The sequence below is a fragment of the Leptospira sarikeiensis genome (assembly GCF_004769615.1).
Taxonomy (GTDB): domain Bacteria; phylum Spirochaetota; class Leptospiria; order Leptospirales; family Leptospiraceae; genus Leptospira_B; species Leptospira_B sarikeiensis.
The window spans coordinates 65,489-77,931 of the sequence record NZ_RQGF01000008.1 but is presented as its reverse complement, the minus strand read 5'-3'; the positions used below and the strand labels follow the sequence as shown (position 1 = coordinate 77,931).

The following is a 12,443-nucleotide window of genomic DNA, read 5'->3' as shown; positions in this document are numbered from 1 at the left end:
AAGCCATTCGGCTTAGCGAAGGTCGCGCTGCTCCGGGCTTTGGTCGCTTTGCGACTGCTTTCGCACCCTCCACATCGCTGACGCGGACAAAAAAGAAATCTTCCCTCTTAAAAGTGCTTTCCTGTTCCATCAACAAAGTCTAATCTTAGAAAGGCAATCATCATGTCAGTAATGGATTTTAACAGATACAAAGAGATCAACGACCAACGGCTGAACTATAGAGAAATGGAAGATGCAACCGTGGTTTCTAATTATAGAAACGTAGGTTGTGGAGATGGATATAGGATCTATCTCAAGATCGATGAGAACAGAATGGTCACCGATGCAAGTTACACCACAACAGGTTGTGGGTTCGGGATCGTAGCACTTGCCATGGCTACGGAGATCGCAAAGGGAAAATCCATAGACGATCTTAAAAACGTCACGCCTGATGATGTAGAAAAACAATTCGAGTTCCCTGAAAGACGTAAAAATTATCCTGAGTCAGCAGTGGCGGCGCTCCAGCAAGCGATCCGAGACTACGAAAGTGGACAAGGTGTCCCGAAAGAAAGAAGGATCACTGCATCTAAAGCAAAAGAGATCCTTGCAGAAACAGGAAGTCTGAAAGGCCAAGACTTATCTTCAATCATATTAGAAAAAGAAGATCTACATGGTGTGGATTTCTCCGGAGCGAACTTAAACAACGCATTCTTAACCAATTGTAATTTTGCAGGAGCCAATTTCGAAGGAGCAAAACTTCGAGGAGCTTTTTTAAATGGGGCCGATCTAACCGGCGCCAATTTTAAAGGAACGGATTTACGTTGGGCAAAACTTGCAGGAGCCAAGATCGAAGGCGCGGATTTTACGGACGCAGTCTACGATATCGGAACTAGAGTGGATCAAAGACAAATACATATTTTCTCTTCCATGAAGAAGGAAGGAAAAGATATCTATATGGAGAAACATGAAGCCGGGTGATAAAGCCAAACTGACCAAAAGAAGTTTTCTTTTAAAAGGGGTGATCGTACTCACCGGCGCTCAAGTAGAGATCCAAGAAATCAACGGAGATAAAGTTTCCGTCCTATACAATGATCGAGAGGGATATCCCCATACAATCGAAGATCTCTCCCTCGCTGATTTAGCTCCCATCGAATAAAGTTTTTTCTCACAGGAGTCCACGGAGAACACAGAGTTAATTCTCATGTGCTATACTCATTAAAAATTCCCACAATCTCCGCGGACTCAGTGTTCTCTGTGCGAAACTAAAATCCTCTGCGACTTTGCGCCTCTGCGTGAAAACCACCCCGCGTCTCTCCTAAACTCCGCGCCTTCTTTCATATTACAAAAACATGACGTTATTTCTCTTCTCTGAGAAACTGGTATTCAGATTTTTGTCTGGATGAGAATTGATCCGAATATATAGCTGTATGAGAAAAATATTCCTATCGATTCTATTATTCGTAAATTCTTGTTCTAATCCTATCATTCCAGGGCCTGATATAATTTCTTCCTACGATGCAAATGAGAAACTATTGGATCTTTTACCTATAAAATTGCTTCTCCAAGGAGATGAAAAGACTCGTAAGATGGCCCTTGATATATTTCCCAGAACTTCTGGAGACGATGTGATTAACGGTTGTGAAAGAAATGTTGCCTACTTTAAGGAAGACGTGCATAGATGCGAGATTCTCCTTCTTTTAGGAGAACCGAATCGCAGCTTTGATGAAATTTCCGGGGAATACTTTCGAGTATTACTCACTCTATGTCGTTTTAAAACAGCAAATGCATTCGACGTAAAAAATTTCGGTCAAGGGGAATTGCCAATCTTCTGTTTCTGAAACCTCTGTGAACTTAGTGTTCTCTGTGCGAACCATCTCTCCGCGTCCCCGCGCCCCTGTGTGAAAATCGCTCCGCGTCTCTCCTAAACTCTGCGTGAAAACGAATTAAATTTAAAAGAATACTGTCTTAATTTGGTCATCAGAACGATTTAATAAAGTATGATCCGAGCAATTTTGATATTTTTTCTCATTCAAGGAATCTTAAGCGCAGAAGAAAAAATTCCCTCTCTCATGCCAGTACCGGTGGGCGGTAGCTTTTGTAGATATATAGACGAAGAGGGAAATTTTAAATTTAAAACCTATTATAGATGTTCTGAATTCGAATCAAATCTGGCAGTCGTGTATGGAAGGGATTACTCACATATTCTTATCGATCAAAATGGAAGGGAAATCCAAAGGTTGCCTTCCGGATTTGAATATATAGGAGTGAAGAACGGAAAGATCAAGATCCGAAAAGGTTGGCTTTTTGGAATGCTACATTTGGACGGAAGAGTATTTATAAAACCTGAATATTATTCGTTAGGGTACGAGCAGGAAGGAAGGATCGCTTATTGTGAAAAACAATATCGGAATTGCGGCTATCTAGATTCTAATGGAGAGAGGAAATTAGGCGGAGACTTTACCCAGGCTGATGATTTTAAATACGGAGCGGCTAAGGTCCGTAATAAAGAAGATCAAGCTACGCTCATTAACCTTGAAGGGAAACCTATTCTTCCGACAGGATATGAAGCTCCTTGTGGAATTGGGGAAGGATTATTTCCGGTTATTTCCGGCCCAAACAAAAAGATCCATTATTATAGTCTGGATGGAAAATCTAAGGATTTACCGAGTGGAATAAGATTGGTATCCGTATTTTCGGAAGGACTCTCTTTTTTCTTTAAGGACCGTTCTTTCGGAGTGTTGAATGAAAAATTCGAGATCGTTTGGGAGAAACCGTTTCCGGATCTGAACAAACTTTTTATCTACGAGCATACCCCGGTAACGGATGGAGACAGGCAATACTCTATATGTTATTCACCGAATCAATATAGATCCGGATTTGCATTCGTTCGCCAAAATGAACCTCCGCATCATATCGTATTTTTGGATCCGAAAGGAAATCAGCTCGGAACGTTCGGATTTATGGATGCACAACATTTCCAAGGAAACTTTGCTAAAGTCGAAATTACTAAAGACCAATTCGGCATATTGAATCGCTCAGGAAGGATCATTTATAAATATTCTAGAAGAGATTAGATCCATTTTGGATTATCCTTAATTATCAAAACTATCCGCTCATAACCTCCGTGCACTCAGTGTTCTCTGTGCGAACCAGAACTCTCCGGACCTCAGCACTTATCGAATAGTAAAGTTCACGCGAAGTCGCTAAGGTTAAGAAGATTCCTTTCGTGATCATAAAATACCTTCTTTTTCTTTGCGCCTTAGCGTGCTAAACTCAGCGACTTCTTCCCCAAATAAGAGATTGCATTTTATCTAAAACAAGTTCTTTAGAGAAAGTGATCCGTTTTTCAAAAGGAATCTGTGTCTCCTTATTCTCGACCGCATTCTTATTTGGATGTGGCACATATTCTACGTTCTCATATTCCAAATACGAACAGATCCGAGCTTCTCGTTCTAATGCGATCTCTTCCGAAAATTTAAGCCTGATCACAACCAGATTCTTAAAGAGTAACGACCTTTACGAAAAATACAAAGAAGCTCCTAGAGTAGTAATATACGATCTGGACAATCGACTCATTGCATTAAAGACAAGAGATCTCGCATATTATCTTGCGGAGCTTTGTTTTCATACAGGTTCCACTTTGGATTTGGAAGATCCGATGTTTGCAAGAATGTTTGCCTCTTCTTTGGTGTACTCCTATACATATTTATTCGATAAGAAGGCGACCCCGGCCGCAGATCCATTCTCTATGGAATTCAGATTTGCGCTCGAAACATACAATCATTCTCTTGCTCAACTCGTTCGTTTCGCAAAGAAGAATCGAAAACTTGCAAATCTGACTGACTTAAGCCTTCCATTAATGCGAGGGGCACTTCAGATGACAAAGGCTGAAGTGGAAACTGCATGGACCCCGAAAAACTTTTTAGAAGTGGAAGTTGCATACGACTATAAGAACGAGGGATTTTCCAATCAAATCACCAAATATGGGATTGGGACCCCATTAATTCTGATCCGAAAACATCCCGAAAAAGAGCCGATCGAAAGAAGGAAATACGAGTTTGTGGCCGGAGTAGGGCAGGCGTATCCGGGGACCGCACTTCTCACATTGGAAGAATCTTATTTAGAAAATCGTAATTTAACATTAAAAGCGGTCATCCATCTATATGATCCTGTTCATAGGGATCGGATCCAGTTTTCCGGTTTAGATCTTCCAATGGAAAGCGATACAACTACTCCATTGGCTTATATGTTGTCAGGCGCCGAAAAAAGAGATGGATTTACTGCAACATTCGACGGGGAGGTCGGCTTAGAAAGAAAAGGTTTGTATCTGATCTATCCTTACAAAAAAGGAAAAATCCCCGTAGTATTCGTACATGGACTCGCCTCTTCTCCGTTTATCTGGTTCCCGATGATCAATGAGTTATTATCAGATCCTAAGATAAAGGATACATATCAGTTTTGGGTATACTGGTATCCTACAGGAAGTCCGATCACACTTTCTGCAGCTGATTTTAGGGGCACTTTAAAAGACTTAAGAAAAACGTACGATCCTAAGGACGAGGATTCTTCTTTCGATAAGATGCTTCTCGTAGGCCATAGTATGGGTGGGCTTATTTCAAAATTAATGGTGACCAGAAGTAAGAAAGAAGATTGGATGAAGGTTGCCAATGTTCCAATCGATCAATACAATTCTCTTGCTTCCGATACGAAGGAAGAAGTAAAACGAGTCTTCGATTTTACACCTTTACATTTCGTCAAACGTGTTGTGTTCATTGCTACTCCTCATAGAGGTTCTTCACTCGCAGAAGGAATCTTAGGTTCCATCGCGAGAGTACTATTTGTTCTACCTAAAAGTGTGATCCATAATATAGGAAAGGCGTATAATTTCCTAACCTTGGATTCAAAGGAGGAATCCATCGTTCCGGAAACTTACGGCGTAGATGGCCTTTCTCCGAATAGTCTATTTATAAAAGTCACAGGCGATCTTAAGCCGGAAGTGAAATTTCATTCGATTATCGGCAATTCAAAATTCCGCGATCTGGATTGGATCAATGATTCTGTAGTTTCTTACGATAGCTCCCATTTGGACGGGGCGGAGTCCGAACTTCTGATCGATTCGGATCACTCGGTTCAGGATCATATGCCCACCATTTTGGAAATCAAACGTATCCTCCTGGAACATTCCGGGGCCTCTCGTAAATAATCTCAATTTCGTAACCTTTTCCGTTCGGGGAGATGAGCGAAATTTTACTTTTAACATTAAGATATCTTAATGTTGATTATCATTTTTGGTCCATTGATGGAATAGTTCCCTTATAACGAATGGTATATAATGTAATTTTTATATTAAATATGGGATAAAAATATTTTTGTAAAATTTTGGCAATATTGTTTTCCGAAATGTATACCTTATTTTGAGTCGAAAAAAAATAAGAGAGATTTTTATGTTCAGAATTTTTGTGACTGTGCTTCTGGTGTTTAATATTGGTTTTACAAGTTTTTCTTGTACCGAAAACGAGAGAGATGATTTTAATCCGTTTAGCGATACTGACGAAGAAGAGAAAGAGGCTTTTAATAATTTTGTGAAACTATGGCTTCTTCTGGTAGCGACTGCTCAGGCTACTATGAATAATCCACCTTCCTGGTTCCCTTCTTCCGTAGATGCAGAACAAGCAAGGGCAGAGTGGAATAAATTGTCCTCAGAAGCTAAAGCAGAGGCTTGCACCTACGCATTTGCCAGTGGTGAAAACCCTCCAGCAGAATTTTGCTCAAAATAAAAAGTGAATTCACTTGGATCGACGGCAATCTACAATCTCCTTGGTCAGAAAACCGTCGGTCCTTTCTTTTAAGTAAATAAGTCCGGAAATTTTTTAAAAACTACGTTGGATAAACCAATAGGCTCCTAATGAAGAGAGTATAAACAAAAACGAAAGAGATAGTATTTTCTCCTGTTTTTCGTTTTGTTTTAGGTAACGGATCTGACCTCTGATCCAAAGGAAAAGAAACACGATCCCTACAAGGATCAATTGCCCGAGTTCCACTCCTAAATTGAAGCCGAACAGGGGTGCAAAAAGGTGTTCCTTATCCAATCCTGCTTCCAGTAAAAAACCTGCAAAGCCGAACCCATGGATCATTCCGAATGCGGCTGTGCTGATCCCTAAATAGATAACTTTCCCGTTGGAGGTTGGTATATAAGGTTTTAGTGATAGATAGCAGAAAGTAAAAAACGACATTCCGATATAAGCTAAGAATATATGACTTTCTCTCGTCCCGAGTTTCCAAGAAACAAATCCGATTGATAAAGCGACCAATGCCAAAATAAGAGAGATTTTTTTTCGGTTACTGGGTTCCTTTTCGCACACATATTCCGCTGCTACGATCCAGATGGTGAGCCCAATGAATGCTTCTATTCCTAAAGAACTCGGGGATATTTTTGAAAGAACGGAAACTGAGAGTGTGAGGCTATGACCCAGAGTAAATCCGGTTATGGATAATAAGACATCTTTACCTGTCTTTGAGACGAATAAGATCGCCAATAAAAATGCGATATGGTCCAATCCACTTCCTATATGCTCAATCCCTGCAATTACGAATTGTAAAAATCCTGAGATCGGTTGATCCGTCTGGGAAGATCCTTGGTTTAGATCCCATTCAGTTCGTTTAGATTGAAAAAGGTTCTCCGATAGATTCCCATTCTCGAAATATAATCTGGAATAATGTAAATGAGAAGGAGCGTATTCGAATAATCCAGTATATATAAGTAAGTCTGGTGCAGAGTCCCTACAAGTATAAGTTAGTTCTACTCGGATAAACGTGGAAGAAGATCTTAAAATGCGAGGTTCGGATGAAACGGGGCAATCCTCTTTTTGGGAACGAATGATTATATGGGAAACTAAATAAGATGAAAAACGTTTTCCTAAATTATCCGTTTCTTCTTTAGAATAGGGGATCCTTGTGGCTTCTTTTGCAGGTATCGTAATTATTCCGTGTAAGTTGTTTTTTTTAAGATGCCAAACGGAAGAAGACTCACTTTTATTATGGGCCTGCGTATTTGAAACGCCGGATAAAAGAAGGATGATATAAAAAAACAGTTTCATCGACTATAAAGGGAATCTTTTTATTTTCGATTTTCTTTTGAGTAGATCCAGATACTCTCTTAAAGATTTGTCTTCTTTGTCTTGTTTATACTCCGTTTTTATTTCTTCTTTGATCTCTCCGAATTTTGGGATATTTCCGGGCTCTAAAGAAAGTATCTTTAAGATCAGGAACTTGTTTCCGGATCTTAAAGGCAACGATACTTCTCCAGTTTGCAGATTTTCTAAAGCAGCTGTTGCGAACGGGCCTAAATAATCCAAAAGTTTACGAGGAGGAAGAGGCGAATCCGGTAAAGGTACTATAGTTCCATTCTGTATTTTACCGTTCTTCTTCCATTCTTCCGATAGAAGAATCGCCTTTTTTTCTTCGGCTTCCTCGTAGGCTAAAACTTTGTATCTAGGTGTAGAAAAGAATTTTTCTTTATGAGATAGGTAATAAAAACGTAATTCTAATTCGCTCGGTTCTTCTGCCGAGATCTCAGAGATCGCGGATTGGATCACTGAACGAACTAATCCCGCTCGGATCTGTTTGTCTTGACTTGCAAAACCTAATTCTAATCCTCTTTGGACAAGTAATTCTTCTTCGATCAATCTTTCCAATACATTGGCCCTGATCTCGTTTGTCAGTGGGTTTTTACTATCTGAAGAATATCCTGCAAGAGCTCTTAGATATTCTTCTTTTCCGATCCGGACACCGTTTACATCTGCTGCAATATCTTCAAAAGAATTTTCTATATTCGGAAAAAGTAAACCTATGAGAGCAAGAGAAAAGCCGAAAAACGATCCCAAACCTAATAGAAGGCCTGGAAGTGTTTCCGATTTGTATTCTAACTTCATTTATTTTCCTTTTGGTCTGGTCAAATAGATCGGAGAAGACCAGGCTCTTTCTTCGACATTTGCAGTACAGTCATCCTTAGGATCGGTACGGTAATCTCCGTAGCATGGTTTTACTTTTATACAACGTCCTTGATCGTCGTATTCACATCTTAACTGTCCACCGTTCACAGCAGGAGAAGGTTCTTCTATCGCTCTTACATAATATAATGCATCTCTTCCTAAACGTGCGTAATCTGGATCTTGGAATTCCGCCTCACATCCGGATTGATTCGGTTTGCACGATATGGTTTTCCAAGGATCCTGGATGAGTTTTTCTACTTTTTCTTCCGGAGAAGTTTGGGGAAGAATACGGATCACTTCTATCCTCGTTATTAGTTTTCTTTCGGAAGAAGGGTTATAACATTCTCCTTTGCATAATCTCTGTAATCTTTCATTTCCGATCCCGGTTACACTGGATTCAGGGCAACCCGGTTTTTGTTTAAATGCACCTAATGCTTTCACTTTGAATATTGGGTTTTTAGAAAATTCTAACTCGGAGCCCATCGGAATTCCCGATCTTTCTTTAGAATTTCCGGAATTGATCAAGTGAAACCAAAGAAGGATCCTATCTCCCGAAGTTGCATAAACTTCTCTTCTTTCCAGAGAATCCCAGATAGAATCCCGATTTCTTTCTTTAGAATGTACTGCGACGAGTCCTGCAGTTAAAAAGAAGGATGCTTGTCTTTCTGCTTCTACCACTTCGAAACCTCCGATCCCTCCTCTTGCTTGGAAAGGAACCGAATAGGGAACCGCTTTTTTCCGATTTTTTGCAGGCTCCAATAATCCAAACGGATTCGGTTTATCCGGACCGGCAGCTTCAGTTAATCCCTTTCTCCAGAATTCTTTATAACCATTTCCTGCTCTTGCAGTATGAGAATCACTTGAGCCTATAAAACCTAAACGAAAATTTCTAGGATGATTCGGATCATCGAAGTTTGTGATCGCTAATGCATACTGGACAGAATTGCTCGGCCTATAATTGAATGCTGGAAGAAAACAATCCGGACATTGTCCTGCATTTCCCCAATCGTCCGGAGTAGCTCCGGGCACGGTTAAAAATCCGGAAATCCCTGCTTGAGCATGATTGCTTCTTGCGACTTCTGCTCTCTTCTCACATTCTTCTAATGTTTCCCCGGTCTTTAAACATCTTTGTCGGATAATTTCTCCTGCTCTCCAACATGAAGGTTCGAAACCTTGTTTCGGTTCATTACAGACCGCCTTTCCATCCGGATCAAAACTGACTTCTTGCCAAGGGCGGTATTCTTCAGAATTTCCATGACCTGAATAGATCTCTACTAACTTCTGCAATCCTTCATCATGATCTTTTCCTTTCAGTTGTTTATCGTAATTGATCCCTGGTGGAGTATAGAACCCCCAGGTAGTTCCATGAGGAATTACTAAAGAAGGAATATCCCATTGTTTTAATTTTTCAAAAAGTTCGGAAGGAGTTGCTGCCCATTCAGTACAATCTTTCGGAAGATCTTTTACATGAACTCCCTTAGTGCAGCGAGGAACATCTAGACGTTCCGTAATAAAATCAGAGAAATCATAATATGCTTGGCGATTTCCTCCAGGAGCGATGATCTTCAGAAGTGTTCTTTGCAAAAAACCAGGACCGACTAACGCTTCTCCCGCAGGCCCAGATGCACCGATCGGACGAGTAGGAACTTTATCTTCTGCAGTATCTTTGAAGATCACATTCCTATGTCCGTAATGATTTTTTACGTCCGTTCCGATTTGGGTCCATTCCCATCCTAAAAAGGAAACCATTTCCGGATTGGAAGGATCGCCTGCATTCGCATTACACTGGCGGATCAGATCTTTTTCTTCCTGCCATTGTTTAGAAGTCATTCCTTCTGCATGATCGTTTAAGGACCAAAAATCCAGAGAAGAGCAATACCTTGCAAAATCACATGCGTCTTTTGGAGGATGAGCTCCTTCTCCATTTAGCATAGGCAAGCTGATCGCGAATGCATCCGGTGAGAAAGTAGTGTGAACATGTAGATCTCCGAAGAGGATCTGCTTTCCGTAGAGTGGATCTTGGTTGGCCTCCTCCCTCGAACGAGGAGTGGATTCCTTTTTCTGGCGAAAGGGAGCTCCGAACCAATCTTCTGTAGAACCGTACAATATTATAAAAAAAATAATTCCGAATAACCCCAGAGACGAGACAATCTTCTTCCCCATCTACTTCTCCTAACGTTTTAAGCTAAAACGAACTCTTCACGACAAACTGGATTTCTTTCGATCCAAGAATTTCGTAATGTAATTTCGCTATATTTACAATTAATCCCTTATAAGGAAAATTATATTTGATATATTTTATTATAATTCGTTTTGATGGATAAAAAATTCAATATATAATAATACGAACCAGATTTTCCGGATCATTTTCTTTCGAGGGGGAAGGAGAAAAACCGACTTCGGTTTGTTTTTGAAAGGAGCATTCGTGGAGATTTCTTCTCATCGAATTTTAAAGAATGCATTTTTAGCTCTAAGTGCATTCGGAGTTTGGAGCCTTCCCTCATCCCTAAGCGCAATTGCGAGCAATAGTCGAAATGCGATCAATGCAAGATACGAAGGTCTTGCGGGTGTGAACCTTGGATTAGGCGGTTCACCCATTGACGTAGCATTGAATCCTGCCAACCTTTCTCTCACAAAAGGAAAGAAAGTGGAATTCGGACTTGGTGGCACTTATGCTACTGTGAAATTTCAGGATCGTTTTTTAGATGATGATCCGAATTCGAATTATTCAAATTCTAAAACCAGAAGTTCTGCGGGTCCTGCACCTTATCTTGCATTAAAACTTCCTGTGACTGATTCTATCGATTACGGATTTGCTGCATTCGTCTACGGTGGAGTGAATGGCGCCGCAGAAAAAATCGATCGGAATACTCCGAATGGAGAATCCGTAAACCAATGGGCAGGAGTAAACTTACCTGGAGCGCTTGGTGCCGGAAGAAGGATCCAAGAAACATCAGAGAATCGAGGAGTTTTCATAAAAGCTGTTAATGGCCTTTCCGTAAAACTTGGAAATCTTTCTATCGGTGGAAGTTTAGAAGTCAACTACGCGAGACAAACCCGCTCTATCAAGTATTACGATGCATCCGGAAGTTTTGAAATTCCAGGGCAAGGAGTTTCTTACGAAAGCAGAAGTAATGCTTTGGCTCTAAGTGGAATATTAGGTTTAAATTATAGATTTTCGGATTGGTTTAGAGTAGGTTATTCTTATCAGACTAGGACTAGTTTTCCTTTTGATGGGACTTATACCTTCAATCAAAACGATCCGAATTATTATAGATCAACCGGAGTTTCTTATCAATTTAATCTTCCTGAAAAACATGGATTGGGATTTGCTTTTGGTCCTGAAAATCTGAAAGTAGGGATCGATTTTGTTTATTCCAACTACGTAACCTACTTAAAAAATATACATCAACACTTGGGAGATTCTTGGTATCCTTCTCCTCAAGGAAAAACTGCGAATGTGATCGGACATTTAAATTATAGGGACCAATGGGCAGCATTGATCGGGCTTGAACATAAAATCACTCCTGAATGGACTTATCGTCTTGGATATAGTTATAATTCTCCGATCGTTTCTCCGAATGCTGCAAACGGAGCACAAGGGATCGTTCTAACATTCAATCAGGTCGTTGCTGCAGGTTTTAGTTATTTAACTGGACCTTGGAGTTTTGATTTCGGTTTCAGTTATTTTCTTCCTGGAAAAAGTTTAGAAGGAGGGAAGGGAACGGATTGGGCTCTTACTCATGCGATCAACGGACCGAATGAAAAAAACTTCGTAGGTTATTCTTATAACGTGCAAGCGATCAATTCGATCGGGATTAATTTCGGTGCGACCCGTTCTTTTGATTAAGGACGGTTTCTGATAGAATGAAAAAGTTTTTGATCCTTTTAATCTTCTGTTTTCCGTTTTCTATTTTGTTTGCCGCTCCTGAGAATGAAGCGGTTCCTTCTTCCGAAAGATCTCGTTGGGATATCATTTGGAGAAGTGCGGTGGTTCCCGGTTGGGGACTCATTCATGCAGGTGAAACTAGAAAAGGGATTTTTGCATTCAGCACTTTCGCAATCTTTGTTGCCTTGGAAATCCAAGGGCATAAGGACCTAGAGCATAGAAACGAAAAATACGAACAAAGCCAGGATATTTTGAACGTTTATCTTTTGCAGTTTCACAGTAATCCTGATCCGGTAACACTTGTGACCTTGCAGGCCCAGAAGGAGATCCAACATCTGGAATATGAGAACGCCGCCTATAAATCCAATGTGAAACTAGGTTTACTGGTCCTAAAATATCTGGTCCAATTGGGATTTGCGAATTATTACGGGTTGAAATGGGAGAAGGGAGAATTAGGAAATGGTTTCCGTTTAGATGTGGATAAGGATTATGCTTCTTTACCTTATCAAGGAGCTAATTCCTCTTTTGCATCTTCACAGAGATATAGCCTATCTTATTCCTTCTTATTCTGATATTTGCGAAAA

11 protein-coding genes are annotated in these 12,443 nt (G+C 40.3%); 8 read left to right on the top strand and 3 right to left on the bottom strand.

Annotated elements, in window-relative coordinates:
- Positions 1 to 162 precede the first annotated feature (162 nt).
- The 6 genes from EHQ64_RS02675 (at position 163) to EHQ64_RS02650 (ending at position 5,756) form a co-directional block, all read left to right on the top strand.
- Complete coding sequence (locus EHQ64_RS02675) at positions 163 to 957, top strand: pentapeptide repeat-containing protein (protein WP_135647959.1); 795 nt, start codon at positions 163 to 165, stop codon at positions 955 to 957.
- A complete protein-coding gene (locus EHQ64_RS02670; RefSeq protein WP_100724277.1) occupies positions 944 to 1,135 on the top strand; it encodes a hypothetical protein in 192 nt (63 codons plus the stop codon). The genes EHQ64_RS02675 and EHQ64_RS02670 overlap by 14 nt, the downstream gene beginning before the upstream one ends.
- Positions 1,136 to 1,406: 271 nt before the next feature.
- Positions 1,407 to 1,817 carry a hypothetical protein gene (locus tag EHQ64_RS02665; RefSeq protein ID WP_135647958.1) on the top strand — a complete coding sequence of 137 codons (411 nt, stop codon included), beginning with the start codon at positions 1,407 to 1,409 and terminating at the stop codon, positions 1,815 to 1,817.
- A 231-nt stretch (positions 1,818 to 2,048) separates the two neighbouring features.
- Positions 2,049 to 3,053 carry a hypothetical protein gene (locus EHQ64_RS02660; protein WP_135647957.1) on the top strand — a complete coding sequence of 335 codons (1,005 nt, stop codon included), beginning with the start codon at positions 2,049 to 2,051 and terminating at the stop codon, positions 3,051 to 3,053.
- Positions 3,054 to 3,313: 260 nt separating this feature from the next.
- A complete protein-coding gene (locus EHQ64_RS02655; RefSeq protein ID WP_246048537.1) occupies positions 3,314 to 5,182 on the top strand; it encodes an esterase/lipase family protein in 1,869 nt (622 codons plus the stop codon).
- Positions 5,183 to 5,393: 211 nt separating this feature from the next.
- Complete coding sequence (locus EHQ64_RS02650; protein ID WP_246048535.1) at positions 5,394 to 5,756, top strand: hypothetical protein; 363 nt, start codon at positions 5,394 to 5,396, stop codon at positions 5,754 to 5,756.
- A 93-nt stretch (positions 5,757 to 5,849) separates the two neighbouring features.
- Here the strand turns inward: EHQ64_RS02650 and EHQ64_RS02645 are convergent, their stop codons facing one another.
- The 3 genes from EHQ64_RS02645 to EHQ64_RS02635 are packed head-to-tail and all read right to left on the bottom strand — an operon-like array spanning position 5,850 to position 10,133.
- Positions 5,850 to 7,076, bottom strand: coding sequence for a HupE/UreJ family protein (locus EHQ64_RS02645; protein WP_135647956.1), 1,227 nt, complete (start codon positions 7,074 to 7,076; stop codon positions 5,850 to 5,852).
- Between the two features lie 3 nt (positions 7,077 to 7,079).
- A complete protein-coding gene (locus tag EHQ64_RS02640; RefSeq protein ID WP_135647955.1) occupies positions 7,080 to 7,910 on the bottom strand; it encodes a peptidyl-prolyl cis-trans isomerase in 831 nt (276 codons plus the stop codon).
- Positions 7,911 to 10,133 (bottom strand): DUF3604 domain-containing protein, encoded by a 2,223-nt coding sequence (locus EHQ64_RS02635; protein WP_135647954.1) that lies wholly within the window; start codon positions 10,131 to 10,133, stop codon positions 7,911 to 7,913.
- 262 nt (positions 10,134 to 10,395) lie between these two features.
- Between EHQ64_RS02635 and EHQ64_RS02630 the strand changes: the two genes are divergently transcribed.
- Positions 10,396 to 11,820, top strand: a complete 1,425-nt coding sequence (locus EHQ64_RS02630) for an OmpP1/FadL family transporter (RefSeq protein ID WP_167882340.1) — start codon at positions 10,396 to 10,398, stop codon at positions 11,818 to 11,820.
- A gap of 17 nt (positions 11,821 to 11,837) precedes the next feature.
- Positions 11,838 to 12,431, top strand: a complete 594-nt coding sequence (locus EHQ64_RS02625; RefSeq protein ID WP_135647953.1) for a hypothetical protein — start codon at positions 11,838 to 11,840, stop codon at positions 12,429 to 12,431.
- The last annotated feature ends 12 nt before the right edge of the window (positions 12,432 to 12,443 follow it).

Coding starts and splice junctions, on each gene's coding strand:
- EHQ64_RS02675 (WP_135647959.1), top strand. CDS start 163: ATGTCAGTAATGGATTTTAACAGATACAAAGAGATCAACGACCAACGG.
- EHQ64_RS02670 (WP_100724277.1), top strand. CDS start 944: ATGAAGCCGGGTGATAAAGCCAAACTGACCAAAAGAAGTTTTCTTTTA.
- EHQ64_RS02665 (WP_135647958.1), top strand. CDS start 1,407: ATGAGAAAAATATTCCTATCGATTCTATTATTCGTAAATTCTTGTTCT.
- EHQ64_RS02660 (WP_135647957.1), top strand. CDS start 2,049: ATGCCAGTACCGGTGGGCGGTAGCTTTTGTAGATATATAGACGAAGAG.
- EHQ64_RS02645 (WP_135647956.1), bottom strand. CDS start 7,076: ATGAAACTGTTTTTTTATATCATCCTTCTTTTATCCGGCGTTTCAAAT.
- EHQ64_RS02640 (WP_135647955.1), bottom strand. CDS start 7,910: ATGAAGTTAGAATACAAATCGGAAACACTTCCAGGCCTTCTATTAGGT.
- EHQ64_RS02635 (WP_135647954.1), bottom strand. CDS start 10,133: ATGGGGAAGAAGATTGTCTCGTCTCTGGGGTTATTCGGAATTATTTTT.
- EHQ64_RS02625 (WP_135647953.1), top strand. CDS start 11,838: ATGAAAAAGTTTTTGATCCTTTTAATCTTCTGTTTTCCGTTTTCTATT.